This is a genomic window from Pelagerythrobacter aerophilus (assembly GCF_003581645.1).
Classification (GTDB): Bacteria; Pseudomonadota; Alphaproteobacteria; order Sphingomonadales; family Sphingomonadaceae; genus Pelagerythrobacter; species Pelagerythrobacter aerophilus.
The window spans coordinates 81,284-106,943 of record NZ_QXFK01000015.1 but is presented as its reverse complement, the minus strand read 5'-3'; the positions used below and the strand labels follow the sequence as shown (position 1 = coordinate 106,943).

At 65.8% G+C, this 25,660-nt stretch carries 23 protein-coding genes; 15 read left to right on the top strand and 8 right to left on the bottom strand.

Annotation, left to right across the window (positions count from 1 at the left end; genetic code table 11):
• Positions 1-74 precede the first annotated feature (74 nt).
• The 4 genes from D2V04_RS07745 to D2V04_RS07730 all read left to right on the top strand — a co-directional run bounded on the left by D2V04_RS07745 (position 75) and on the right by D2V04_RS07730 (position 4,875).
• Entirely contained in the window at positions 75-1,484 is a 1,410-nt protein-coding gene (locus D2V04_RS07745) for a M28 family metallopeptidase (protein ID WP_182849703.1), read from the top strand.
• Between the two features lie 85 nt (positions 1,485-1,569).
• Positions 1,570-3,024: an IMP dehydrogenase gene (gene guaB, locus D2V04_RS07740; RefSeq protein ID WP_119512962.1), complete on the top strand. Its 1,455-nt coding sequence runs from the start codon at positions 1,570-1,572 to the stop codon at positions 3,022-3,024.
• Between the two features lie 103 nt (positions 3,025-3,127).
• Positions 3,128-4,309: an RsmB/NOP family class I SAM-dependent RNA methyltransferase gene (locus D2V04_RS07735; protein ID WP_119512777.1), complete on the top strand. Its 1,182-nt coding sequence runs from the start codon at positions 3,128-3,130 to the stop codon at positions 4,307-4,309.
• Positions 4,310-4,368: 59 nt separating this feature from the next.
• Positions 4,369-4,875: a tetratricopeptide repeat protein gene (locus D2V04_RS07730; protein ID WP_182849702.1), complete on the top strand. Its 507-nt coding sequence runs from the start codon at positions 4,369-4,371 to the stop codon at positions 4,873-4,875.
• A 42-nt stretch (positions 4,876-4,917) separates the two neighbouring features.
• Here the strand turns inward: D2V04_RS07730 and D2V04_RS07725 are convergent, their stop codons facing one another.
• Entirely contained in the window at positions 4,918-5,391 is a 474-nt protein-coding gene (locus D2V04_RS07725) for an RNA pyrophosphohydrolase (RefSeq protein ID WP_119512773.1), read from the bottom strand.
• 13 nt (positions 5,392-5,404) lie between these two features.
• Entirely contained in the window at positions 5,405-6,358 is a 954-nt protein-coding gene (locus D2V04_RS07720; RefSeq protein ID WP_228766317.1) for an alpha/beta hydrolase, read from the bottom strand.
• 174 nt (positions 6,359-6,532) lie between these two features.
• Between D2V04_RS07720 and D2V04_RS07715 the strand changes: the two genes are divergently transcribed.
• The 3 genes from D2V04_RS07715 (at position 6,533) to D2V04_RS07705 (ending at position 10,687) form a co-directional block, all read left to right on the top strand.
• Complete coding sequence (locus tag D2V04_RS07715) at positions 6,533-8,551, top strand: 2-oxoacid:acceptor oxidoreductase subunit alpha (RefSeq protein WP_119512771.1); 2,019 nt, start codon at positions 6,533-6,535, stop codon at positions 8,549-8,551.
• Between the two features lie 99 nt (positions 8,552-8,650).
• Positions 8,651-9,685, top strand: a complete 1,035-nt coding sequence (locus D2V04_RS07710) for a 2-oxoacid:ferredoxin oxidoreductase subunit beta (RefSeq protein WP_119512769.1) — start codon at positions 8,651-8,653, stop codon at positions 9,683-9,685.
• A gap of 21 nt (positions 9,686-9,706) precedes the next feature.
• On the top strand, positions 9,707-10,687 hold the full coding sequence (locus D2V04_RS07705; RefSeq protein ID WP_119512768.1) for a metal-dependent hydrolase: 981 nt from the start codon (positions 9,707-9,709) through the stop codon (positions 10,685-10,687).
• Here D2V04_RS07705 and D2V04_RS07700 read toward each other — a convergent pair.
• A complete protein-coding gene (locus D2V04_RS07700; RefSeq protein WP_119512766.1) occupies positions 10,684-11,433 on the bottom strand; it encodes a phosphatase PAP2 family protein in 750 nt (249 codons plus the stop codon). The genes D2V04_RS07705 and D2V04_RS07700 overlap by 4 nt on opposite strands.
• A 38-nt stretch (positions 11,434-11,471) precedes the next feature.
• Complete coding sequence (locus D2V04_RS07695) at positions 11,472-11,882, bottom strand: hypothetical protein (RefSeq protein ID WP_147391796.1); 411 nt, start codon at positions 11,880-11,882, stop codon at positions 11,472-11,474.
• Between the two features lie 115 nt (positions 11,883-11,997).
• On the opposite strand from D2V04_RS07695, the gene D2V04_RS07690 reads away from it, so the two are divergent.
• Together D2V04_RS07690 and D2V04_RS07685 are read left to right on the top strand one after the other, a co-directional pair.
• Complete coding sequence (locus tag D2V04_RS07690; RefSeq protein ID WP_119512762.1) at positions 11,998-13,239, top strand: SAM-dependent methyltransferase; 1,242 nt, start codon at positions 11,998-12,000, stop codon at positions 13,237-13,239.
• Between the two features lie 5 nt (positions 13,240-13,244).
• Entirely contained in the window at positions 13,245-14,408 is a 1,164-nt protein-coding gene (locus tag D2V04_RS07685; protein ID WP_119512760.1) for a serine hydrolase domain-containing protein, read from the top strand.
• A gap of 5 nt (positions 14,409-14,413) precedes the next feature.
• Here the strand turns inward: D2V04_RS07685 and D2V04_RS07680 are convergent, their stop codons facing one another.
• The 3 genes from D2V04_RS07680 to purF all read right to left on the bottom strand — a co-directional run bounded on the left by D2V04_RS07680 (position 14,414) and on the right by purF (position 17,050).
• Complete coding sequence (locus D2V04_RS07680) at positions 14,414-14,764, bottom strand: PilZ domain-containing protein (protein WP_119512758.1); 351 nt, start codon at positions 14,762-14,764, stop codon at positions 14,414-14,416.
• 97 nt (positions 14,765-14,861) lie between these two features.
• Positions 14,862-15,584: an SDR family NAD(P)-dependent oxidoreductase gene (locus D2V04_RS07675; RefSeq protein ID WP_119512756.1), complete on the bottom strand. Its 723-nt coding sequence runs from the start codon at positions 15,582-15,584 to the stop codon at positions 14,862-14,864.
• Positions 15,584-17,050, bottom strand: coding sequence for an amidophosphoribosyltransferase (gene purF / locus D2V04_RS07670; protein WP_119512754.1), 1,467 nt, complete (start codon positions 17,048-17,050; stop codon positions 15,584-15,586). Before purF ends, D2V04_RS07675 begins: the two co-directional genes overlap by 1 nt.
• A 167-nt stretch (positions 17,051-17,217) precedes the next feature.
• On the opposite strand from purF, the gene D2V04_RS07665 reads away from it, so the two are divergent.
• From D2V04_RS07665 to dnaE, 5 genes are all read left to right on the top strand, one after another.
• The gene (locus D2V04_RS07665; protein ID WP_119512752.1) at positions 17,218-18,459 is read left to right on the top strand and encodes a lipoprotein-releasing ABC transporter permease subunit; all 1,242 of its coding nucleotides are present in this window, start codon (positions 17,218-17,220) and stop codon (positions 18,457-18,459) included.
• Positions 18,452-19,126: an ABC transporter ATP-binding protein gene (locus D2V04_RS07660; protein WP_119512751.1), complete on the top strand. Its 675-nt coding sequence runs from the start codon at positions 18,452-18,454 to the stop codon at positions 19,124-19,126. The genes D2V04_RS07665 and D2V04_RS07660 overlap by 8 nt, the downstream gene beginning before the upstream one ends.
• Positions 19,127-19,175: 49 nt before the next feature.
• Positions 19,176-19,451, top strand: a complete 276-nt coding sequence (locus D2V04_RS07655) for a hypothetical protein (RefSeq protein WP_119512749.1) — start codon at positions 19,176-19,178, stop codon at positions 19,449-19,451.
• Between the two features lie 51 nt (positions 19,452-19,502).
• Positions 19,503-19,982 carry a glutathione peroxidase gene (locus D2V04_RS07650; RefSeq protein ID WP_119512747.1) on the top strand — a complete coding sequence of 160 codons (480 nt, stop codon included), beginning with the start codon at positions 19,503-19,505 and terminating at the stop codon, positions 19,980-19,982.
• Between the two features lie 74 nt (positions 19,983-20,056).
• Positions 20,057-23,626: a DNA polymerase III subunit alpha gene (gene dnaE / locus D2V04_RS07645; RefSeq protein WP_119512745.1), complete on the top strand. Its 3,570-nt coding sequence runs from the start codon at positions 20,057-20,059 to the stop codon at positions 23,624-23,626.
• On the opposite strand, the gene D2V04_RS07640 is transcribed toward dnaE, so the two are convergent.
• Positions 23,567-23,968: a hypothetical protein gene (locus D2V04_RS07640; protein ID WP_119512743.1), complete on the bottom strand. Its 402-nt coding sequence runs from the start codon at positions 23,966-23,968 to the stop codon at positions 23,567-23,569. The genes dnaE and D2V04_RS07640 overlap by 60 nt on opposite strands.
• 84 nt (positions 23,969-24,052) lie before the next feature.
• On the opposite strand from D2V04_RS07640, the gene D2V04_RS07635 reads away from it, so the two are divergent.
• Entirely contained in the window at positions 24,053-25,657 is a 1,605-nt protein-coding gene (locus D2V04_RS07635) for a long-chain fatty acid--CoA ligase (protein WP_119512741.1), read from the top strand.
• The last annotated feature ends 3 nt before the right edge of the window (positions 25,658-25,660 follow it).

The following is a 25,660-nucleotide window of genomic DNA, read 5'->3' as shown; positions in this document are numbered from 1 at the left end:
GGGCAGGGGCGCAGATGCACCGTTGGGCGGTGATCCTTCTCGCGGTGGCCGCCGCGAGTTGCGCCCCTGCGCGAATGGACTCGGCGCCGGCCGATAGCCTTGATGCGATCGAAAGCGAACTGGCGGCAGATGTCGCCGTGCTGGCGAGTAACGAGTTCGAGGGCCGCCGCCCCGGCACGGACGGCGAGGCGAAGACGCTGCGCTACCTCGCGCAGCAGTGGCAGGCGGCCGGGCTCGAGTCAGGCACGAACGATCCGGCAAACCCCTGGTTCGCACCAGTGGCGCTGCAGCTCATCACGCCGGAGCACTTCGAGGCCGCTTTCTTCCGCGGCCGCCGCAAACTTACGCCGCCGGAGGGATCGGTCCGCCTTTACACCTCCGGGCGCCGTTCGCTGCTCGAGCGCAGCCCGGTGGTGTTCGTCGGCCGCAAGGGCCAGGCGCTCGATCAGGCGGAGCTCGCCGGACGCATCGCGATCATGCTGTGGGATCATCCACGCCAGGTCGAGCAGCGCGAAGCGCTGCTGGAGAAAGGCGCTGCGGCCGTACTCGCGATCGTGCCCAATGGCGCGGAGCTCGCCGAACTCGCAGATCTTCGAAGCAAGGGCTCCTATCGCCTGGCCGGCGCCGAAGATGGCGCCCAGCTGGACGGGCTCGTGTCGCGGGAAGGCGCAGAGGCGCTGCTGGGTGCGGAACGCTTCGCGGAGCTTTCCGCCGCAGCAGGGCGCGAAGGCTTCAGACCCGTTCCGCTCGATATCGAAGCGCGTCTGGAGGCGACCTCGCTCTCGCGCGAGGTGCGCACGCACAACCTTATCGCACGCCTGCCCGGCCGCCTGCCCAACGCGGGCGCGGTGTTGCTGCTCGCCCACTGGGATCATTTCGGGCATTGCGCCGAGGGGCAGGGTCCGGACGCGATCTGCAATGGCGCAGTCGACAATGCCAGCGGTCTCGCAGTGCTCGGGGCGGTCGCAAAACGGCTTGCGCAGGGGCCGCAGCTCGACCGCGACGTCTATTTCCTCGCGACCACGGCGGAAGAGTGGGGCCTGCTAGGCGCGCGAGCCTTCGCCCAGGATCCGCCGATGCCGCTCGACACCATCGTCGCCGCATTCAACGTCGACACGATAGCGGTCGCGCCGCGGGGCGGGCGGGTGGCGATCGTCGGGCATGGCATGACGGCGCTCGACCGCGAAGTGGAGCGCCTCGTGGCGAGCCTCGGCCGCGAGCTCGGCGATCACGACTATGCCAACCGTTATGTCCGCCGTCAGGACGGCTGGGCCCTGTTGCAGCATGACGTGCCCACGCTGATGGTTTCCAGCGCCTTTGCAGATCGCGACGCGATGGAAGCTTACATACGCGATCGCTATCATCGCACCGGCGACGTCGCCGATGCGATCCAGTTCGGCGGTGCGGCGGAGGACGTGCTGCTGCATCTCGCGCTGGTGCGGCACTTCGCCAGCCTCAGCGGTTACCAGGCCGCCCAGCCATAAATTCCCGCTCACCCCTAGCGGGGGCCGGTACATGCGGTTACATGGGCCGCCACGATTCTCCGGCGAAAGATTTTACGTGGCTTCGATCGACATCCCCCTCGGCCTTACCTTCGACGACGTGCTCCTGCGTCCGGCGGAAAGCGATATTCTCCCGTCCATGGCGGATACGAGCACGAGGCTGACGCGCGATATCGCGCTCAATATTCCCGTGCTGTCCGCTGCGATGGACACGGTGACCGAGGCGGACATGGCGATCGTCATGGCGCAGCTCGGCGGGATCGGCGTGCTCCACCGCAATCTCACCATCGAACAGCAGTGCACCGCGGTGCGTGCGGTCAAGCGGTTCGAGAGCGGCATGGTGGTCAATCCGATCACGATTTCGCCGGAGGCGACGCTGGGCGAGGCGCAGGCGCTGATGACGCAGCACCGGATCAGCGGCATTCCGGTGACCGATCGCGGCGGCACGCTGGTCGGTATCCTGACCAACCGCGACGTGCGCTTTGCGGAGAACCCGCAGCAGCCCGTGCGCGAGCTGATGACGACCGAGAACCTCGCGACCGTGCCGCTTGGCACCGGGCAGGACGAAGCGCGCCGCCTGCTCCACCAGCGGCGGATCGAGAAGTTGCTGGTGGTCGATCAGGACTATCGCTGCATCGGGCTGATCACGGTCAAGGACATCGAGAAAGCCGTGAACTATCCCGATGCGACCAAGGACGTCAGCGGGCGCCTGCGGGTAGCTGCCGCGACCACCGTTGGCGACAAGGGCTTCGAGCGGACCCAAGCGCTGGTCGACGCGGAAGTCGACGTGGTAATCATCGACACGGCGCACGGTCACAACAAGGACGTCGCGCGCGCGGTGGAGAAGGCGAAGACTCTCTCGAACTCCGTGCAGATCGTCGCGGGTAATGTCGCGACCGCGGAAGCGACGCGGGCGCTGATCGACGCGGGCGCTGACGCGGTGAAAATCGGCATCGGTCCGGGCTCGATCTGCACGACCCGGATCGTCGCTGGCGTCGGCGTGCCGCAGCTCACTGCGATCATGGAATGCGCGGAGGAAGCGGCGAAATCGGGCGTTCCGGTGATTGCCGACGGCGGCCTGCGGACGAGCGGCGATGCCGCGAAGGCGCTGGCGGCGGGCGCCTCGACCGTCATGGTCGGCTCGATGCTCGCCGGCACGACCGAGAGCCCTGGAGAGACCTTCATTTACCAAGGGCGCAGCTACAAGGCGTACCGCGGCATGGGCTCAGTGGGCGCGATGGCACGCGGCAGCGCAGATCGGTATTTCCAGCAGGACGTGTCGGCGATGAAGCTGGTGCCCGAGGGGATCGAGGGGCAGGTGCCGTTCAAGGGCCCGGCGGCAGACGTGATCCACCAGCTCGTCGGCGGCATCAAGGCGGCGATGGGCTATACCGGAAGCGCGACGATCGAGGATCTGCGCACGCGCGCCAAGTTCGTCCGCATCACCAACGCCGGGCTCAGCGAGAGCCATGTGCACGACGTCGCCATCACCCGCGAGGCGCCGAATTATCCGACACGATGAGCGCGAGGCGCTCAATGCGTGAGTCACCGCGAAGGTGGGGGGCTCGGACCGTCAGGTCTGCGGCTATCGAGGGAAGTCCCAGCCTGCGCCAGGACTCAAATACGTGACCCCCGCCGCGCGGGTCCAGGCCGCGATCGAACTGCTCGATGCCGTCATCGCCGCGGCACAAGCCAAGGGCGCCCCTGCCGACCGGCTGATCGCCGATTACTTCCGCCAGCGCCGCTATGCCGGCAGCAAGGACCGGCGCGCGGTACGCGAGTTGGTCTATCGGGCGATCCGCGTCTGCGGTCCGGTCCCGCCCAGCGGACGGGCGGCGATGATCGCGCTCGGCGCCGAGGACGAAGCGATCCTGTTGCTTTTCGACGGCTCGCCCCATGGGCCGGCACCGCTCGCAGACGGCGAAGTCGGCGCCGAGCCCGGCCTCGCGTCGCGATGGTTGGTCGAGGCGCTCGTCAGCTCCGGTATCGAGGAATACGAGACGGCCGCTTTGCTGGACCGCGCCCCGCTCGATCTGCGGATCAACACACTCAAGGCGGGCCGCGAAAGCATCGACCTGCCCGATCATGGCGAACCGCTCGCCGCATCAAACGCGCTGCGCTTTCCTGCAGGCACTTCGGTCGATCAGTGGCCCGCCTACCGCGAGGGGCTGGTCGAGATCCAGGACCACGGCAGCCAGCTCGCCTGCATGGCCGTGGAGGCTCAGCCGGGCGAGACGGTGATCGACCTTTGTGCAGGGGCCGGCGGCAAGACGCTGGCGCTCGCCGCAGCGATGCAGAACCGCGGCACGCTGATCGCGAGCGACACGGACCGCGCACGGCTGGCGAACCTCGTGCCGCGGGCCGACCGCGCCGGCGCGGGAATGATCGACACGCTGCTCCTGAACCCGGGACGCGAGATGGAGGCGCTCGAACGCTTCAGGGGTTCGGCTGACGCGGTGTTGGTCGACGCGCCATGCTCCGGCACGGGCACATGGCGTCGCAATCCTGAGGCGCGTTGGCGTCTGGACCAGGCGCAGCTCACCCGGTTCGCGGAGACACAGGATCGGCTGCTCGGCCTTGCTGCGCAGCTCGTGCGGCCGGGTGGGCGGATCGTCTATGTCACCTGTTCGCTGCTCGACGTGGAGGGCGCGGACCGCATCGCGCATTTCCTTGCCGAAAACCCCGAATGGCGTGCCGATCCGCCCGATCTTCCCCTCGGCCGCAAGCGGGGGAGCGGCATCCGCTTGACCCCGTTCCACGATCAGACGGACGGATTTTTCATCGCGCGTGCAGCCTTGCCGTGTTAACCGGCGGCACTATGGCAGAGGAACCATCTGCAGGTGCCAGGGCCTACCAGGAGTTGATCATGCGTTTTGCCCCCGCAGCCGTTGCCCTTTCGCTGGCCGTTGCGCTTACCGCAAGCGTCGGGATGGGTGCGGAACGCGAAGCCGACCCGCGCGCGGCGGCACTGATCGCGGAAGGCCGCGCGGCGCTCGCCGCCGAGCAGCCGCAGCGCGCCATCGACGCTTTCGAAGCCGCACTGGCCGTCGATCCGGGGTATACGCCGATCTTCCTCGAGCTCGCCCAAGCGTCGCGTGCCGAAGGCCTGCAGGGCAAGGCGATCCACTATTACCGCGAAACGCTGGCGCGCGATCCAGGCAACCTCGCGGCGATTTCCGGCGAGGGCGAAGCCTTGCTGGAGAAGGGCGCGGTCGAGAAGGCGAAAGCCAACCTGGCGAAGCTCAAGAGCATGTGCGGCGAAGGCTGCCCCGAAACGCGCGAACTCGCTGCCTCGATCCAGCGCGGCCCGCGCACTCCGGTGCTTGCCGCCGAATCGGTTATGCCCGAAGCACAGGTGAGCAAGGCGAACTGATCTGCTTGTGAGCCGCGCCTGTGCGCAAGCTCAAGCGCTGCGCTATACCAGTTCGCGGAACGCTTCGACGACCGTGCGATAGACGCGCTTTTTGAACGGCACGATCAGTTCGGGAAGCTGCTCGGGCTCGGCCCATTTCCAGTCGCAGAACTCGGGCGGATCGTGGGCTTCCAGGTCAATATCGGTATCGCTACCGCTGAAGCGGGCGAGGAACCAGACCTGCTCCTGCCCGCGATACTTTCCGCCCCAAAGCTTGCCCACAAGCTCCTCCGGCAGGTCGTAGCGCACCGGCTCTTCCATCCGCTTGAGGATCGACACGTGCTCGGCCCGTACGCCGGTCTCCTCGGCCAGTTCGCGCAGTGCGGCCGCCACTAGATCCTCACCCTCGTCGACGCCGCCCTGCGGCATCTGCCACCAGTCGCCTTCCTTGTTGTCGATGCGGCGGCCGACGAAGACCTTGCCGTCGGCGTTGACCAGCATGACTCCGACGCAGGGGCGGTAGCCGAGTTCGTTCATGTTCGTTGGTGCCCTAGTTTGCGTGCCGCTCGAGCATCAGCCTGATCGCGGCGAGGAAGGAATCGAGGTCCTTCTGCCCGCTCGGGATCGCCTTGCGCAAGGTGGTAAAGCCATGAATGATCCCGGGAAACTCCAGATAGCAGACCTCCGTCCCCTGCCGGATCAGGTGGGCAGCGTAGCTGCGGCCCGAGTCGCGCAGCGGATCGAGCCCGGCGGTGCACAGCACGGTCGGCGGCGCGCCCGAACAGTCCCCAGCCATCGGCGTATGGCGCGGATCGTTGGGATCGCCGCCGTAGTTGTCGGTGAACCATGCCATTGCCGCGCCGGTAAGGAAGAAACCTTCGAAGAAATCCTTGAGGCTCTGGTGCTCGCGAACGTCGTCCGCCACTGGATAGATCGGCGCCTGCACGATCACCGGCACCTCGGCCGGGCGCGCACAGAGCTCGTTTGCGGTGACGATCGTCAGATTGCCGCCCGCGCTGTCGCCGGTGATGACGAGGCCGGTGAACTGCCGTCCGAGTTCTGCGGGGCTGGAGGCGATCCAGCGCGCCGCCGCCTCGCAGTCGTCGGGCGCGGCGGGGAAGGGGTGTTCGGGGGCGAGGCGGTAATCGACCGAGACGACCGGCAGGTCGAGCTGGTGGGAGATTTCCGTGCAGAGCGAATGGTAGACCTCGAGGTCGCCGATCGTGAATCCGCCACCATGGATGAACACGACGCAGGGGCTGGGCGCGCGGGATTCCTTCGTGTCGTAGAAGCGCAGCGGAATTTCGCCCGCCGGCCCGGGGCAGGCGAGGTCGCGGATCACGGCGAGTTGACGCGGTTCGGCTTCGGCGAGCGTGCCGAGCAAGCGCATCCCCTCGCGGCCTTCCTCGACCGGCAGTTCCTCGACGCCCGGACGGCCCATCTGTTCGAGCATGTCGAGAAATCCGCGCACGTCCTCGCGCACGTCATGTTCGGTATCGACCAATGTCCCCTCCGCTTATCGGTTGCTTTTCGCAATCCTAGCGCGCGGTGGGCCGTTTTCCACTCGACATTTTTCACCCGGGGGAGAAAAACTTCATTGCGGGCGCTAGGGCGGATACATAGGTGCCCCAGCGTAACGAGTGCACCGCCAAAGTGCGGCGCCTGAAAAGGAATTCCGATGGCTACCCAAGCCGCCGACACGCCGCTGGAAGCGGAAAATCCCGATGCCGTCGTTGTGCGTTTCGCCGGAGACTCCGGCGATGGCATGCAGCTCACGGGTGGGCAGTTCACGCTCTCTACCGCGCTCGCGGGCAACGATCTTGCGACGTTCCCCGACTTCCCGGCCGAGATCCGTGCGCCGCAAGGTACGCTGTTCGGCGTCTCCGCCTTCCAGATCAACTTCGGCAGCCGCCAGATCAACACCGCGGGTGACGCGCCCGACGTGCTTGTGGCGATGAACCCGGCGGCGCTCAAGGTGAACCTGGCGGCGCTGAAGCCGGGCGGACTGATCATCGCCGACACCGGCGAGTTCACCAAGCGCAACCTCGACAAGGCGAAGTACGAGAGCAATCCGCTCGAGGACGGCAGCCTTGCGAAGTACGACGTGCTCGCGTTCGACATCAGCGCGCTGACGATCGAGGCGGTCAAGCCGTTCGGCCTCGGCAACAAGGACGCGCTGCGTTCCAAGAACATGTGGACCCTCGGCCTCGCGCTGTGGATGTTCGACCGTCCGCGCGAACCGCTGCACGAATGGCTGCGCGCGAAGTTCAAGACCAAGCCCGACATTGCGAACGCCAATATCGCCGCGCTCGATGCAGGGCATGCTTACGGCGAGACGGCAGAGCTTTCGGGGCCGCTCAAGCAGGTTCACGTGGCGCCGGTTGCGAGTGCGCCCGGTCTCTACCGCACGATCACCGGGGCCGAGGCGGTTTCGCTCGGCCTCGTCGCGGGTGCGCAGCTTGCCGAGCTGCCGATGTTCTTCGGCGGCTACCCGATCACGCCGGCGAGCGCGATCCTGCACCACCTCACGCGGCTCAAGGAGTTCGGCGTCACCACCTTCCAGGCTGAGGACGAGATTGCGGCAGTTTGCGCGGCGATCGGCGCCAGCTACGCCGGGCAACTGGGCGTCACTTCGTCTTCCGGCCCGGGCATTGCGCTCAAGACCGAGGCGATCGGTCTCGGCATCATGACCGAGCTGCCGCTGGTGATCGTCAACTCGCAGCGCGGCGGGCCGTCCACCGGTCTCCCGACGAAGACCGAGCAAAGCGACCTCTACCAGGCCGTCTATGGCCGCAACGGTGACGCGCCGATGCCGGTAATTGCTGCTCGCAGCCCGTCCGACGCGTTCGACTGCGCGATCGAGGCTTGCCGCATCGCGGTCCAGTACATGACCCCCGTCATGCTGCTGACCGATGGCTACATCGCCAATGCGGCCGAGCCGTGGAAGGTGCCCGATCCCGCGAGCTACGAGAAATTTCCGGTCGAGTTCCTCACCGAGAGGAACGACGGCGACCGGCTGCTGCCCTACAAGCGCGACGTGAAGGGCGCGCGGCCGTGGATCAAGCCGGGCACGCCGGGCTTGCTGCACCGCATCGGCGGCATCGAGAAGCACGAGCTGACCGGCAACATCGATTACTCGCCCGACAACCACCAGAGGATGACCGATGCCCGCAAGGCGAAGGTCGAAGGCATCGCGGTGCCGGACCAGGACGTCGCGCTCGGCGAATCCACCGGCAAGCTGGCGGTGGTGGGTTGGGGCTCGACCTACGGCCCGATCCATCAGGCGGTCGGCCGTGCGCGGCGCAAGGGGCTGGACGTCAGCCATATCCACGTGCGCCATATCTGGCCGCTGCCGGCCAATCTGGGCGCGCTGCTCAAGGGTTTCGACAAAATCCTCTTGCCCGAGATGAACACGGGCCAGTTCAAAACGGTGCTGCGCGACCAGTTCCTGGTCGACGCCGAGCCGCTGACCAAGACCAGCGGCCAGCCGTTCCAGATCGCCGAGCTGGAGGAGGCGATCGACAAGTACTTCGACGACATCCCCGGAAACGAGGGCGGCGAGGTTCCTGCGAACGAGCAGCAGTTGCCGGTATCCGAATCCGGCCATGACGACGGTAGCTATCCCGATGCCCCCTTCCACGGCGACGACGCCGCGCTCCCGGGTGAGGGATCGGATACCGGGGCGGTGAACCAATGACGCTTTCCCATCGTCCCGGCGCAGGCCGGGATCGCTCTCCGCATCGCCCGACTTCGCTGCACCAGATCCCGGCCCTCGCCGGGGTGACGAGGTGATTTTATGAACGCCCCAGTAAAGATCGAAACCACCCTCAAGGACTGGGAAACCGACCAGGAAGTTCGCTGGTGCCCGGGTTGCGGGGACTATGCGATCCTCAAGGCCGTGCAGCGCACGCTGCCGCAACTCGGCGCGGATCCGGCGAACACGGTGTTCATCTCCGGCATCGGCTGCTCGAGCCGCTTCCCGTACTACATGGAAAGCTATGGCTTCCACACGATCCACGGCCGCGCGCCTGCGGTGGCGACGGGCGTGAAGCTGGCCAATCCCGATCTCGATATCTGGCTGGTGACCGGCGACGGCGACGGTTTGTCGATTGGCGGCAACCATCTGATGCACGTGCTCCGGCGCAACGTGAACATGCAGATCATGCTGTTCAACAACGAGATTTACGGCCTGACCAAGGGCCAGTACTCGCCGACCAGCCGCGAGGGCACGAAGTCGCCGTCGACCCCGCTCGGCTCCTACGACCATCCGGCGCGGCCCGCCGCCTTCGCGCTCGGATCGGGCGCGCGCTTCGTTGGCCGCGGCTTCGACGTATCGAAGAATCTGCCGGATGTGCTCAAGGCCGCCCACGCACACCAGGGCGCGGCCTTCATCGAGATCTTCCAGAACTGCATCGTCTACAACAAGGACGTGTTCAACGACTTCGCCGCACCCAAGGGGGCCGAGGATCGGCAGCTCTGGCTCGAGAACGGCGAACCGATGCTGTTCGCTGGCGGCGCCAGGGGCATCGCACTCGACCGCGACCGTCTTGAACTCAAGGTGGTCGACGTCGTGGACGGCGATTGGCAGGCGGCCGAGGTCCTGGTGCACGACGTCACCAACCGCTCGATCGCGCACATGCTGATCGAAATGCCGTTCGGCCCGTTCCCGATGGCGCTCGGCGTCCTCTACGACGACCCGCGCCCGACCTTCGAAACCGCCGTCATCGAAGAGCGTGCGAAGGCGAGCGAGGGCAAGACGGCGGACCTCGCCAAGCTCCTCGGCAAGGGCCAGACCTGGACCGTCAGCGGAACGGCTGCCGATCCGGTCTGATCGCAGCGACTAGCGGGGGAAATGGACAACATCACCCACAGCCTCGTCGGGGCGCTGATCGGGCAGGCGGGGCTCAAGCGGAAGACCGGGCTGGCGATGCCCGCGCTGATCATCGGCGCGAACCTGCCGGACGTCGACGCGGCGTGCTTCTTCTGGCTCGACGGGGTGGAGCATCTCGGATTTCGGCGGGGGATCACCCACGGGCCGATTGCTTGGGTGCTACTGCCCTTGATCCTTGCAGGCGCACTCTGGTGGTTCGACCGATGGCAGGCAAGCCGCGGGCGGCGGCCCAAAGGGCGATTGCCGGTGCATTTCGGCTGGCTCTACGCGCTCAGCTTCATCGCCGGCTTGTCGCATCCGGCGCTCGACTGGCTCAACGTCTACGGCATCCGCCTGCTCGAGCCGTTCTCGAGCCGCTGGTTCTACGGCGACACGCTGTTCATCATTGATGTGTGGCTGTGGGCACTGATGGGCTTTGCTACCTGGTTCTCGCTGCGACGGGAGAGACAAGGCGGAGAGTGGCGGCGTCCGGCGCGGATAGCGATTGCGGTGGCTGTTGGTTACATCGGGTTGAACGGGGCGATTACGGCGTATCAGTATGATTTTGAGAAAAGCGTCGATCACGGGAGTACAAAAATAATAAGTCCTGTTCCCATTCAATTCTGGTCACGGGAGGTGCTGACCTATCAGGAGAACATGATCTGGAGTTCTACCGAATGGGATGGTGCGCTGAAGAATCCCGAAGCAATTAATCGTTTCTGCTTTGATGACTGCCCTGGTTATCCTGCGGAAAAAGTTTGCGACATCGCTCCCGTGCGGGCGCTACAAAATGCCAATCCGCAAGTCGGGGTCTTCCTCTTCTGGTCTCGCGCGCCGTTCGCCGAGCGCGCGTCCGATGGTTCGGTAATCCTGCGCGATGCGCGCTTCTACGATCCCCGAGCCCGCGACCGGTTCAGCGTTGCACTGCCCGACGTGCAGTGCAGCCCTCTCGCGCCGCGCTAGGCGCGGGCAAGGTTCTCAGCCGCTTCGCTCTCCGCCGCCGCCTTGGCAGGCCGGTAGAGCAGCGCCGCCGCCATGAAGGCCCAGCCGGCGCCGCCGAGCCAGCCGGCGACCACGTCACTGGGGAAATGGACGCCGAGCATTACGCGGCTCCATGCGACCATGGCGGAGATCAGCATGGCAGCGCCGATCACCGTATAGCGCACGGATTGCCGGCGGCTCAGCGCGGCGAAGGCGAGGGCCATCGCGATATAGACCACGGCCGCGTTGAAGCTGTGGCCCGAAGGGAAGCTCTGGCCGCTCGCGTCCATCAGGTGTGGGACGATCTGAGGCCGTTCGCGTCCCACCGCCAACTTTAGGGCTCCGTTGACCAACCATCCCGTGATGACGGTCATGGCGAACAGCATGGCCTCCCGCTTGAGCCGGAGGAATAGCAGCGCGACGACCCCGCCGATCGCGAACAGGTTGCGCAGGAACACGCCGCCGAGTGCGGTGACGTCGCGCACGATCTCGCGCACCAGCTCCGGCCCGACGAGCGCCAGTTCGGTGCCGGTGCGTCCCGACAGGAGCCCGACCCGGTCGAAAACGTCCATGCGTCCGTTAGCGACGGACCAGACGACGATGGCGAAACCTGCCCAGCACAGCGCGCCGGCGATCAGCGCCTTGCGCCGGTCGATGGTGAACCCACGCTCGGGCAGGCGGACCGTCTCTGCAGGAAGGTGGTGGGTGTCGCGGGAGAGCTCGTCCATTGCAGGGGCAACCCGCAGCCGGGTGGGCCGTTCCCCCCTTAAACCGCGACGATCCGCCGGATCATCAGTCGTTTGGCGACCAGCACGGCGACAAGCGGCAAAACGGCGCTGGCCGCAAGCAGCCAGTCGGGATGCGGCACCATTCGCGTGCTCCATACGCCCAGGAGCGCGATCAGGAGACCGACGATCCAGGCCGGCAGCACCCGCCGCGATATCGCGATCGCGGCGCACGCACCCGCCAGCGCACCGAGAAACCAGGCGAGGGCGACTGCAATTCGCGCTTCGACCGGTACCAGGTCCATCGCTTGCGCCGGATCTTCCATGCCGGCGAGATCGGGCGGGGAAGGTAGCACCGCGTCGCCGATCGTCTGGACGATCGCCATCGCGATCATGGCGGCAACCAGCCCGGCACCCACTGCCAGGGCATTGCGTATCAACGGATTGGTCATCGCGGCCCCCATGTCGTAACGCGGGGATGTTAGCACGATCGTAGTCGCTTGCGCACTGCCGTTCGCGCCGGATGTGATGCTTGAACCGCCGTTTCGCCCGGTCCATAGGAGCCGCATGAAGGCAGAGGGGATAGGCAGGGGCGAAACCCTCCTCACTGGCGGCGCACGGTTCGAGCGCAGCCCTGGCCTGCTTGCGCGCCTGTTCGCGCCGGGCTTTCACAAGATCCTCGATCGCGTTGACGCGGGGCTCGAAAACGGGTCGATTACCGGCCGCTTGCCCGACGGCACGACCCGGGTGGTGGGCGGACGGGGGCCCGGTTTCGATGCCGAGGTGACGATCCACGACTGGCGCGCGCTCATGCGGCTCGCCACCAACGGCTCGATCGGCTGGTATCAGGCCTGGGAAGCGGGCGAGTGGGACAGCCCCGACCCGGTGCCGCTGTTCGCCCTGTTCATGGCCAATGGCGACGCGCTGGGCGACACCGGTCGCGCGCGCGGGCCGTTTCGCTGGGCCGCACGGCTCGCGCACTGGATGAACCGCAACACGCCCGAAGGCGCGGAGCGCAACATCCACGCGCACTACGACCTCGGCAACGACTTCTACGCTGCCTGGCTCGATCCGACGATGAGCTATTCCTCGGCAATCTGGGGCGAGGGGGATGACCTCGAAGCGGCGCAGCGGCGCAAGTGGGCGCGCCTCGCCGAGCGTGTCGGCGCGCCGGAGACCCTGCTCGAGATCGGCTGCGGCTGGGGCGGCCTGTCGGACTTTTTCGCTCAGGCCGGCGCGCAGGTTACCGGCATCAGCCTGTCGGAGGAGCAGCTTGCCTGGGCGCGTGAGCGCCACGACCCGGGTATCGACTTCCGCAAGCAGGACTACCGCGATGTCGAGGAGACGTTCGACGCGATCGTCAGCGTCGAGATGGTCGAGGCGGTCGGGCGCGAATACTGGCCGAGCTATTTCGACTGCATCGCCCGCTGCTTGAAGCCCGGCGGCCGCGCAGCGATCCAGTTTATCTCGATGAAGGACAGCCTGTTCGAAGATTACGCGAGGAGCGCGGACTTCATCCAGGCCTATGTCTTTCCCGGCGGCCTGCTGATCCGCACCAGCGAGTTCGAGCAACTCGCGCGCGAACGCGGGCTTCGGTGGGAGGATTGCGAGAGCTTCGGGCTCGATTATGCCGCGACCTTGAAGGCCTGGCGCGAACGGTTCGACGCGGCGGCCGCGCAGGGGCGGCTGCCGGCCGAGTTCGACGAACGCTTCCGCCGGCTCTGGCGGTTCTACCTGATGTACTGCGAAGGCGGGTTCCGCGGGCGCGGGATCGACGTTCAGCAGGTTACGCTGGTCAAGGAGGGGTAAGGGGAATGCGGATATTCGGGATCGCGCTGGCGGCGGCGCTGCTGGCGAGCTGCGCGAGCGCGCCCGTTGCGGATCGGCTGGAGGTCTATCCGACCCAGCCCTCCGAAACGATCGCGCTGCAGGACCAGCAGGTCCTTTTCTGGGACGCCGCGACACGTACCGATCGCTTCCGGCGAATGGAAGACTTCTTCGCAGGCATTGAGGCAACCAGTGCCGGCGATGTACGCGAGCTGCCTGCCGGCTCGCCACTGCCCGCCGAAACCGCCGCAGCGGTCGATGCCTTTCTCGCCTCCAGCAATGCCGCGGGAATTATGGTGATCGATGAGGGCAAGGTCCGTTACGAGAAGTATGGCCTCGGCTTCGGGCCGAAGCAGCGCTGGACCAGCTTCTCGGTCGCTAAGAGTTTCACTTCGACCTTGCTAGGTGCGGCTGTGGCAGACGGGCTGATCGCGAGCATGGACGATCCGGTCACCCGTTATATCCCGAAGCTGGCCGGAACGGCGTACGAAGGCGTAAGCGTCGAGCAGCTTGCTACGATGACCTCAGGCGTAAAGTGGAACGAGGACTACACCGATCCGAACAGCGACGTGGCGAAGATGCTCACCGTCGCGCCCGTTCCTGGTGAATCGCAGGCGGTGACATATGCGCGCACGTTGGAGCGCGAGGCACCTGCGGGCGAGAAGTGGGTCTACAAGACGCTCGAGACCAACCTGCTCGGCGTGCTGGTGGAGGAAGCCACTGGCCGGAGCCTCGCCGACTACGCCAAGGAGAAGGTCGTCGATCCGGCAGGCTTCTCGGGCGACCTGTTCTGGATGACCGATCTGACCGGCGGCAACATCGGTGGGTGCTGCCTGTCGCTGCGCCTGTCGGACTACGCGCGCTTCGGCCAGTTCGTGCTCGAAGGCGGCGAAGGCGTCGTGCCACAGGGCTGGTTCGCCGAGGCGACCGGGCGACAGGTGGCGTTCGACACGCCGGGCTTCGGCTACGGATACCAGTGGTGGACGTACCCCAGCGCCTACGGCGCGCAGGGAATTTTCGGCCAGGCGATCACGATCGTGCCGGAGGACCGCTTGGTGGTGGCCGTTGTCAGCAACTGGCCGGTGGCGTCGAGCCGCGACCTGCGGCTCCAGTGGGGCGGTCTCGTGCAGAAGATCGCCGCGGCCGATTGATACGCTCAGCAGGCGCTGCGGTAGACTCCGCCGCTGTGGTGCTTGCTGACAATGTTGTCGTGGACGATCGGGCTCAGCAGCTCGGCAAAAGCGCAGCCGACCTGGCAGTTGTCCCACCAGATCACTTCGGCCTGCAGTGCGCCGAGCCCGGGCAGCGTCACCCAGCACACCTGCCCCGGGTGCATGCGGTTGATCGCCGCTGCGGAAAAGCCGGAGATCGACAGATCGTGGACGACCGTCTGGAAGGCACGGCCCCCGGAAGCGCGGAGCTGTGCGGGGATCGTCAGCTTGGTGCGCGGCGCGCAGCGGTCCTCCTGCGCGGCGACCGAATAGCGTCCGGAAGATTGCACCGTCATCGCCTGGTTCCTTTCCCTACGAGCCTGCGCCACGCGTCGCGCGCGGGCGCTCGGGAAAGCTGACCTAGCCTGCTTTCCAGCGGGTTATCGGACAGGGTTAAGCCGGATTAACCACGCGCTCGCGATGGCGCGTCTCGAAGCCTTCGGTGACGAGCGCAGCGATCCGTTCGCCCACGACTTCGGGATGCTTTACGGTTTGAGGATCCTCGCCAGGATAGGCCTTGGCGCGCATCGCGGTGCGGGTGGCACCCGGATCGACGATGGCAACGCGGATATCGCCGAGCTTGCGCACTTCCTCGGCATAGCTGTCGAGCAGCGATTCGAACGCCGCCTTGGTCGAGCCATAGGCCGACCAGAACGCTCGCGGCTGCGACCCGACGCTGCTTGTCAGCCCGACGACACGCGCACCGTCGCTGCGCTTCAGCAGCGGGTCGAACGCGGCGAGCAAGGCCTGGGTCGCGAGAAGGTTGATAGTAACCGCCTGCCCGAATTGCTTGGGCTCGATCTGAGTGACCGGGGTCAGCGTGGGCATGTAAGCGGCTGAGATTACGAGGATATCGAGCTTGTCCCACCGGCTGGCGACCGCGGAGGCGAGGCGTGCGATCCCGTCCTGTTCGGTCAGGTCGAGCGGTGCGATCGTCGCGTTGCCGCCGATGTCGTGGATCGCATCCTCGACTTGCTCGAGCGCGCGCACGTCACGTCCGGTAAGGACGACATGCGCACCGTCCTTTGCCAACGCTACCGCCGTCGCCGCGCCGATCCCGCGGCTCGCGCCGGTGACGAGCGCAATGCGCCCTTCGAGAGGCTTGGCGTCGGACATCAGGCGACCTTGTCGAACGGAAGCTGCGCCTCTCGATGCTCACGCGTGGCGAGATCGGTCAGCGGGGTGGGGTAGTCGCCGGTGAAGCAGGCATCGCAGAACTGCGGGCACGCCGTGTTGCGGGCGTCGTGGCCTACTGCGCGATAGAGTCCGTCGATCGAGACGAACGCGAGGCTGTCGGCTTTGATGAACTCGCGCATCGGCTCGATTTCCATGCGCGCTGCGAGCAACTTCGAGCGTTCGGGCGTATCGACGCCATAGAAGCATGAATGCGCGGTGGGCGGGCTGGCGACGCGGAAGTGGACTTCGGCCGCACCTGCCTCGCGCATCATCTCCACGATCTTCAGGCTGGTCGTGCCGCGCACGATCGAATCGTCGATCAGCACGATGCGCTTTCCTTCGACCAGCGCGCGGTTGGCGTTGTGCTTGCGCTTCACGCTCGAATGGCGCGCGCCGTCGCTCGGCTGGATGAAGGTCCGCCCGACGTAGTGGCTGCGAATGATGCCGAGTTCGAACGGCACGCCCGATTGCTGGGCATAGCCGATCGCTGCGGGCACGCCGCTGTCGGGCACAGGCACGACGAGATCCGCCTCTACCGGGCTTTCGATCGCGAGCTGCTCCCCGATCGCCTTGCGCGCGGCATAGACGCTGCGCCCGTCGAAGATCGAATCGGGACGGCTGAAATAGACGTGTTCGAAAATGCACGGCCGCGAACCGCGTGCACCGAAAGGATGGAGCGAATCCACGTTACCGTCGAAATCGACCTTCACCAGTTCGCCCGGTTCGACCTGGCGCACGAATTCGGCGCCGACGATGTCGAGCGCCACCGTCTCGCTGGCGAACACGGTCGCGTCGCCCATCTTGCCCATCACGAGCGGCCGGATACCGAGCGGGTCGCGGCAGGCGATCATTCCCTCTGGTGTCATCACGACCAGGGCGTAGGCGCCCTCGATCAGGCGCAGCGCATCGATCAGGCGATCGATCATCGTCGGATAGCGGCTGGTAGCGACGAGGTGGATGATGACTTCGGTGTCGGACGTGGACTGGAAGATCGCGCCCTTGCTCACAAGTTCCTGACGCAGCGTGCCGGCATTCGAGATATTGCCGTTGTGCGCCACGGCGAAGCCGCCGCTGGCAAGATCTGCGTAGAGCGGCTGGATGTTCCGCATGCCCGACCCGCCGGTAGTGGAATAGCGGACGTGGCCGGCGGCCATGAAACCCGGCAGTTCCGCGATCGCCTCGCTGGAAGAAAAATTCTCCGCCACGTGGCCGAGCCCGCGGCGCTGGTAGAATTCGCCGCCGTCGAAGCTGATGATGCCGGCCGCTTCCTGCCCGCGGTGCTGCAGTGCATGGAGGCCGAGCGCGGTCGCGGCGGCAGCGTCCGCTGCGTTGACGGCTCCGAAGACGCCGCACTCCTCGCGGAGCTTGTCGCCGTCCTCGTCGCGGAACGGGTGAGTGAGGTTCATGTGGATGCGATCCGGGTTTGCGCGCGTCTCGGGGCGCTCAATGGCGATGTTGCAGCCCGATTACAAGGGGCGCTTCGGCCAGCCGGGCGTCCCGGGGATTTCATTGCGCAGACAGGAAAGGGTGCCTAAAGCTGCGCCACACCTCAGAACCGACGAGATCGCTCGCCTTGATCCTCTCCCTATTCGAACGAACCATCGCCAAGCGATACCTGCTGCCGGGACGGGGCGAGGCGTTCATCGCGCTGGTTGCCGGCATCAGTGTCGGCGTCGTCATGCTCAGCGTCGCGATGCTGGTGATCGTGATGAGCGTGATGAACGGCTTTCGCGCCGAGCTGCTCGACAAGATCGTGGGGCTCAATGGCCATGCCATCGTGCAGGCATACGGCGGCCGGCTCGATAATTGGGAGAGCGTGCTGGAGGACATCCGCGAAACGCCGGGCGTCGTGCATGCCTCTCCGCTGATCGAACAGCCGCTGCTGGTGAGTTTTAACGGCCGGGTCGAGGCGATCCTGGTGCGCGGCAATACGCAGACGGATATCGACCGGCTCGCACCCAACGTGGTCGTGGGCAATCTCTCCGAACTCAAGGCGGGCGAACGCAATGTCGCGATCGGCGCGCGTCTGGCGGAAAACATCGGCGTGCGCCTCGGCGAGACGATCACCATCATCAATCCCGAAGGGCGCGCTACGCCGTTCGGCACGATGCCGCGGCAGATCGGCTATCGCGTCGCGGCGATCTTCGAGATCGGGATCTATGACTACGACCAGAAATTCGTCGTCATGCCGATGCAGGAGGCGCAGCGATTGCTGCTCCTTGGCGACACGGTCGGCATGATCGAGGTAAAGACCACCGACGCCGACCGGGTCGAAGAGATCATGGCACCTGTGGAACGCAATCTTGCCGGCCGCGCCGTCGTGAATGACTGGAAGACCATCAACTCGACCCTGTTCGAGGCCTTGCAGGTCGAACGCGTGGCCATGTTCTTTGCCTTGAGTTTCATGGTGCTGGTTGCCGCGTTCAACATTCTTTCGAGCCTGGTCATGCTCGTGCGCGCAAAGACCAGGGACATCGCGATCATGCGCACGATGGGTGCTACCCGGCGCAGCCTGCTCAAGATCTTCGTCACCACTGGTTTTACGGTCGGCGCGATCGGGACTGCGGCTGGCCTGGCGCTCGGCTTTCTCGTGCTCGCCTTCCGCCAGCAGATCGTGAAGGTGATCGAAGTCGTGACGGGACAGAATCTGTGGGATCCCTCGATCCGTTTCCTTTCAATGCTGCCCGCGCGCGTCGATCCGTTGGAGGTCACAGGCATCGTTGCCCTCGCCCTGGTGCTGAGCTTCCTTGCAACGCTCTACCCGGCCTACAAGGCGGCGAGCACCGATCCCGTGCAGGTGCTGCGCTATGAGTAACCCCGTCGTTCGCCTCAAGAACCTGACGCGCAGCTTCGAACAGGGCGGCGAACGCATCGATGTGCTGCGCGGCATCGATCTCGAGATTCAGCCCGGCGAGATCGTCGCATTGCTCGGCCCGTCGGGCTCGGGCAAGTCGACGATGCTTCAGGCGGTGGGACTGCTGGAAGGCGGCTTCGGGGGCTCGATCGAGATCGCCGGCACTCCCGCAAGCACGCTGCCGTCCGACGGCCGGACGCGCGTCCGGCGCGAGCATCTCGGCTTCGTCTATCAGTTTCATCACCTCCTGGCCGACTTCAATGCCGAGGAGAACGTGATGCTGCCGCAGCTGGTCGCCGGAAGTGGGCGGGACGATGCGACCACGAGGGCGCGCGAGCTGCTCGGCGCGCTGGGCCTTTCACAGCGGCTCGACCATCGTCCGAGCCAGCTTTCGGGCGGCGAGCAGCAGCGCGTCGCCGTGGCCCGCGCGCTGGCCAACCGCCCGACGCTGGTGCTGGCGGACGAGCCGACCGGCAATCTCGACGAGCACACCGCGGACCGTGTGCTCGCGCAGTTCCTCGAACTCGTGCGCGGCGAGGGAAGTGCGGCATTGGTGGCGACGCACAACGAGCGGCTGGCGGGCAAGATGGACCGCGTCCTTCGCCTGCACGAAGGCAAGCTCGAGTAACGGACCCCGCGCCCGTTTCGGACGTTGGTCATGCAGAAGGAGGACCCGCATGACCGATCATCCCAGCACGTTCAAAGCCGCCGAGACCCACCAGGAGGGCATTCAGTGGGACGATCGCGCATCGATCCACACCGCTCATGACGGGCAGGGTATACTCGACGGCGCCAAGGGCCTGCGCCGCGGTACGCTCGCCGAGATGGTGGCGGAAGTTATGGCCTATCCGCCCGAGCGGCGCGGGGACTTCGTCATCCAGAAGGCGGGCGACCACAAGCTGGAGCGCGCTGAAATCGAAGCGCTGGCGGCGCGGAGCGACTTTCCGGGATGATCGCGCCCCGCGGCGTGGTATGTCGGAGCACGTAGCAGGGAGGCCAGCCGCATGACCACGATCGCCGATTTCACCGTGACCACGAACCGGGGCGAGACGCTCGACCTGAAGGACAAGCTCGGCAAGGTGCTGCTGGTGGTCAACACCGCCAGCAAATGCGGATTCACACCGCAATACGAAGGGCTGGAGAAGCTCTATGAGGACTATGTCGATCGCGGGTTCGAGGTGCTCGGCTTCCCGTGCAACCAGTTCGGAGCGCAGGAACCCGGCAGCGCCGACGAAATCGCCGAGTTCTGCAAGCTGAACTTCGGCGTCACCTTTCCCCTGATGGCAAAGGTCGACGTGAACGGCGACGACGCGTCGCCGCTGTTCGACTGGCTGAAGAAGGAAGCGCCCGGACTGATGGGCTCGAAAGCGATCAAGTGGAACTTCACCAAGTTCCTGATCGACCGTGAGGGAAATGTGGTGCGTCGCTATGCACCCACGGACAAGCCGGACGCGATCGCGAAGGATATCGAGGCGCTGCTCTGACGTTATCCGGATGAATGGGGAAAGCGTCGAGCTCTGCCTTGGCGAATCCCGCTGCGACCCGCATATTGCGGGCGATGCCTTTCGCCCCGTTCGTTCCTTTGCGCGTACTGTCGTCCTATTCGATGCTCGAAGGGGCGATCGATCCCAAGGCGATCGCCAAACTGGCGAAGGAACGCGGCTTCCCCGCGATTGCGATCTGCGACCGCAACGGGCTCTATGGCGCGGTCATGTTCGCAAAGGCCTGTATCGACGAGGGCGTGCAGCCGATCGTCGGCACGCTGCTCGGGGTTGCACGGGATGCAGAGGGCAAGCAGGTCGACTACCTGCCGCTCTATGCGCAGGACGAGGTGGGCTACGACAACCTTTGCCACCTCGTCAGCAAGGCGCATCTGGAACGGCCGCTCGAATTCGAACCCCATGTCGCGCTGGCCGATCTGGAGGGGCGCACCGAGGGCCTGATCGCACTTACCGGGGCGAGCGAGGGCGCGCTGACGCGGCTGCTGGCCGAAGGGCAGCGCGATCATGCCGAGGCGCTGCTCGACCGGATCGAGTCGCTGTTCCCGGGCCGGCTCTATGTCGAGCTCGCCCGGCGCGGCAATGCGGTCGAGGACGCGGCGGAGGGGGCGCTGATAGACCTCGCGTATCAGCGCAACCTGCCGCTGGTGGCGACGAACCCGGCGAACTTCGCAGAGGCGCATATGTACGATGCGCACGATGCCATGCTCTGCATCGCCGGTTCGACGCATATCGAGGCGGAAGAGCGTGCGCGCTCCAACCGCGAAGCCTGGGTCAAGCCTGCCGAGGCCATGGACGAGGCATTCGAAGACTTGCCCGAAGCGACCGCGAACACGCTGGTGATCGCGCAGCGCTGCGCCTTCGCGCCGCCAAGCCGCGCACCGATCCTGCCCAGCCTCGCGGGCGACCTCGAAGGCGAGGCGAAGATGCTGGCGGAGGACGCGCGAAAGGGCCTCGTGGCGCGGCTCGAGCCTTACTATCTGGAATCCGTTCATGCGGAGCTCGTCGAGGCCCTGTGCGCACCATCGATCGAGGCGCTAGAGGGGAATGCGCGCGCGTTCGAGAAGCTGCGCGCGGGCGGCATCTGGGACGAGGTTCTCGAATACAAGAAGCGCCTTGAATTCGAGGTCGGGATCATCAACCAGATGGGCTTCCCCGGCTACTTCCTCATCGTCGCCGACTTCATCAAGTGGGCCAAGGACAACGACATCCCGGTGGGGCCTGGGCGCGGCTCGGGCGCGGGCTCGCTGGTCGCCTGGGCGCTGACGATCACCGACCTCGATCCGATCCGCTTGGGCCTGCTGTTCGAACGCTTCCTCAATCCCGAGCGCGTCTCGATGCCCGACTTCGACATCGACTTCTGCGAAACCCGCCGCGGCGAGGTGATCCGCTACGTCCAGCGCAAGTACGGACACGATCATGTCGCGCAGATCATTACCTTCGGTAAGCTCAAGGCCCGCGCGGTGCTGCGCGACTGCGGGCGCATCCTGCAGATGAGCTACGGCCACGTCGACCGGCTGTGCAAGATGGTGCCCAACCATCCGACCGATCCGTGGACCCTGCCGCGTGCGCTCAACGGCGCGGCCGACTTCAAGCGCGAGTACGACAACGACAACGAGGTCAAGCGGCTGGTCGATCTCGCGATGCAGCTTGAAGGCTTCCCGCGCAACAGCTCGACCCACGCGGCGGGCGTGGTGATCGGCGACCGGCCTTTGGCGAAGCTGGTGCCGCTCTACCGCGATCCGCGCTCGGACATGCCGGTCACGCAGTTCGACATGAAGCACGTCGAGAGCAGCGGACTGGTCAAGTTCGACTTCCTCGGCCTCAAGACGCTGTCGGTACTGCAGAAGGCTGTGCAACTACTTGAAAAGCGCGGGATTACGGTCGATCTCGGCACGCTCGCGTGGGACGATCCGGCGGTTTACGAACTGCTCAAGCGCGGCGACACGGTCGGCGTGTTCCAGCTCGAATCCGAAGGCATGCGGCGTACGCTGACCGCGGTGAAGCCGACCAAGTTCGAGGACATCATCGCGCTCGTCTCGCTCTACCGGCCGGGCCCAATGGACAACATCCCGCTGTTCGGCAAGCGCAAGGGGGGCGAGGTGCCGATCGAGTATCCGCACCCCAAGCTCGAAGGCATCCTGGCCGAGACTTACGGCATTTTCGTCTATCAGGAACAGGTCATGCAGGCGGCGCAGATCCTCGCCGGCTACTCGCTCGGCGACGCCGACCTGCTGCGCCGCGCGATGGGCAAGAAGGTCCAGGCCGAGATGGATGCGCAGCGCCAGCGCTTCGTCGACGGGTGCAAGGAAGTGTCCGGGATCGAGCCCAAGCAGGCCAACGAACTGTTCGACTTGATCGACAAGTTCGCCGGCTACGGCTTCAACAAGTCGCATGCCGCAGCCTACGCTTTGCTTGCCTACCAGACCGCGTGGCTCAAGGCGCATTACCCCGAAGAGTTCTACGCCGCTTCGATGTGCTTCGACATGCATCAGTCGGAAAAGCTCGCCCTGTTCGTCGACGATGCGCGGCGCGGTGGGGTCGAGGTGCGTGCGCCCGATATCAACCGTTCGGAGGCCGAGTTTACCGTCGAGCGAACCGACGAGGGCTATGCGGTGCGGTATGCGCTTGCGGGCATTCGGAACGTCGGCGAGAAGGCGATGGAAGCGCTTGTCGTCGAGCGTGAGGCGCATGGCTGGTTCGAAAGCCTGCAGAACCTGTTCGAGCGCATTCCCAAGGGATCGATGAACAGCCGCCAGCTGGAAGGCCTGATCTGCGCCGGCGCGCTGGATGGTCTGGAACCGGATCGTGCGAAGCTGTTCGCCAACATCGACATGCTGCTCGCCGTCGCCGATGCGGCGAACCGGGAGCGCGAGAGCGGACAGGTCGGCCTGTTCGGTGGTGAGGAAGCAGCAGGTGACACGCTGCGTCTGAAAGACGCCGAGCCGTGGAGCCGAACCGAGCGCATGGCGAAGGAGCGCGAGAACTTCGGCTTCTACTTCTCCGCTCACCCGGTCGAGCAATATCGCGCTGTCGCCTCGGCCAACGGCGCGCGCAGCTATCAGAGCCTGATGCAGGGCGGCGGCCCCGCAGGCGGCCGGCAGCCCGCGGTAATGGCGGCGATGGTCGAGAAGGTGAACAAGGGCCGCACCCGCCGCGGGGGTGAGTTCGTGCGCGCCGACTTCTCCGACAGCTCGGGCCAGTTCAGCGCGGCCTGCTTCGAGGAAACGCTTGTCGAAAGCTTCCAGAAATGGGCAGCGGAGGGGACCTGCGTGTTGCTCAACGTCGAGCTCGACAGCCCCAGCCCGGACGAGCCGCCGCGCGTGACAGTGCGCGGGGCGCGGCCGCTCGACGAGGTCAAGAGCGGCTCGCGCATGCTGCTGACGATGGACGTGATCAGCGCCGAGGCGATCGCAGAACTCAAGATGGCACTGGAGATCGGCACGCCGGGGCATGGCGAGGTCCAGGTGCGGTTGAAGATCGGCGGCGAGAGCGAGCCGTTGTTGCGGCTGGGCCGCGACTATCGCCTCGACGGTGAACTCGCGGAGCGCCTGGCCGAGATCGACGGACTAGAGAACGTCGCGCTCGCCACCCAGAGGGGCGGCGGGCACTTGCGCCTCGTGGCTTGAGTCCCGGGCCGCGTCGGCGGTCGTCTGGGGCCGGGTGAAGAGCTTCGTGTAACGCGCCGCGATCAGCAAGATGGTCGGAACAGCCATCGTGTTGAGAATGTCCTTCACGTTCTCGCGCCCGATGGCGCTCTCGAACGGGCCGGGCATTTCCCGAATATCGAGCACCTCGCCCACGACCGCGGCGAGCAGCACCAGCAGCCACGGCTTCCACTGGTGCACCTTCCATCCGAACAGGATGCACGATCCGAACAGGACGATCAGCGCGACATAGATGTGCAGCGCGTCCCTCGCGAGATGCAGGTGCTCGACCAGATAAAACTTCGATTGCTGGAATGGATTCATTCGTCCCGCCTGCCGCCGATTGCCAAGCCGCGCAAGCGGCGGCATGAAAGTGGCAAAGAGAAATTGAACGGGAGAGAAACGCCGATGCTCGGAGCCATGCAGGACTGGGACCTCGTGGTCACCCACCTGATCGACCACGCCGCCCGCGAACACGGTCCTCGCGAGCATGTAACGCACTGGGCTGACGGCACGGAAACCCGCGCGACTTGGGCGAGCGTGCGGAGCGATGCGTTGAAGATGGTGCAGGCCCTGCAGGCGCTCGGAATCCGCAAGGGTGACCGGGTTGCGACCCTGGCGATGAACCATTCGCGCCATCTGGTGAGCTGGTATGGCGCCGTAGGGGCCGGCGGCGTGCTCCACACGATCAACCCGCGTCTGTTCGACGACCAGCTCGAGTACATCGCGAACCATGCCGAGGACCGGGTGCTGCTCTACGACGCAGCCTTCCAGCCGATCGTCGACAAGATGCGCGAGAAGTGGACCACGATCGAGCACTACGTTTGCTACGATCCGCCGGCCGGGTTCGCGGGGTTGGGCTTCGAAGACTGGATCGGCGCCTACGACGGTGACACCAGCTGGGTCGCGGTCGACGAGCGCGATCCCTGCATGCTCTGCTATACCAGCGGCACAACCGGGCACCCCAAGGGCGTTCTCTACGAGCACCGTTCGACCATGCTGCACGCCATGGCCGGCGTTCAGCCGAACAGCTTCGATTTCGATGCGCGCAGCGTGATGCTGCCGGTCGTGCCGATGTTCCACGCGGCAAGTTGGGGCCTGCCCTGGGCGGGGGCGATAACGGGAGTGAAGTTCGTCTATTCGGCGGTCAACGATCCGGCCGTCTTGTGCGAGCTTCTGGAGCGGGAGGGCGTTACTCACTCTGCCGGTGTGCCGACGGTCTGGCTGGCGATGTTCCAGCATTGCGACGCCACCGGCACGCCGCTGCCCAAGCTGCAGCAGGCGATCATCGGGGGTTCGGCTGCGCCGCGCTTCATGATCGAACGCCTGATGAAGAACGGCAGCCGGGTGGCTCACGCCTGGGGCATGACCGAAACCAGCCCCATCGGCACCGTCGGCGCGCCGACGCCCGACTGGGACAGCCTGTCCTTCGAAGAGCAGGTCGAGATCGTTACGCGTCAGGGCCGCCCGGTGTTCGGCGTGGAACTGCGGACCGTCGATCTCGACGACTGGACGAAGGAATTGCCGCGCGACGGCAAGACCGCCGGCGCGCTGCAGATCCGGGGGCCGTGGATCATCAAGCGCTACTTCAAGGCTGACGAGGATGCGGTGACTGCCGATGGCTGGTTCGATACCGGCGATGTCGGCATTCTCCACCCGGACGGCACGCTGCAACTGACGGACCGCACGAAAGACGTCATCAAGTCGGGCGGCGAGTGGATCAGCTCGGTCGAACTCGAGAACGCTGCCTGTGGCCATCCAAAGGTCGCCGAGGCGGCAGCGATCGGGATTCCGCACCCGAAGTGGGATGAGCGCCCTGTGCTGTTCGTGGTGAAGAAGGCGGGGCAGGATGTCACGGCCGACGAGATCATGGAGCATCTCACACCGCTGGTCGCGAAGTGGTGGTTGCCCGACGCCGTCGAGTTCGTCGACGAAATCCCCCATACGGCCACAGGCAAGATCAGCAAGAAGGACCTGCGCGCGCGGTTCGGCGACTACCGACTGGAGGCATGAGGG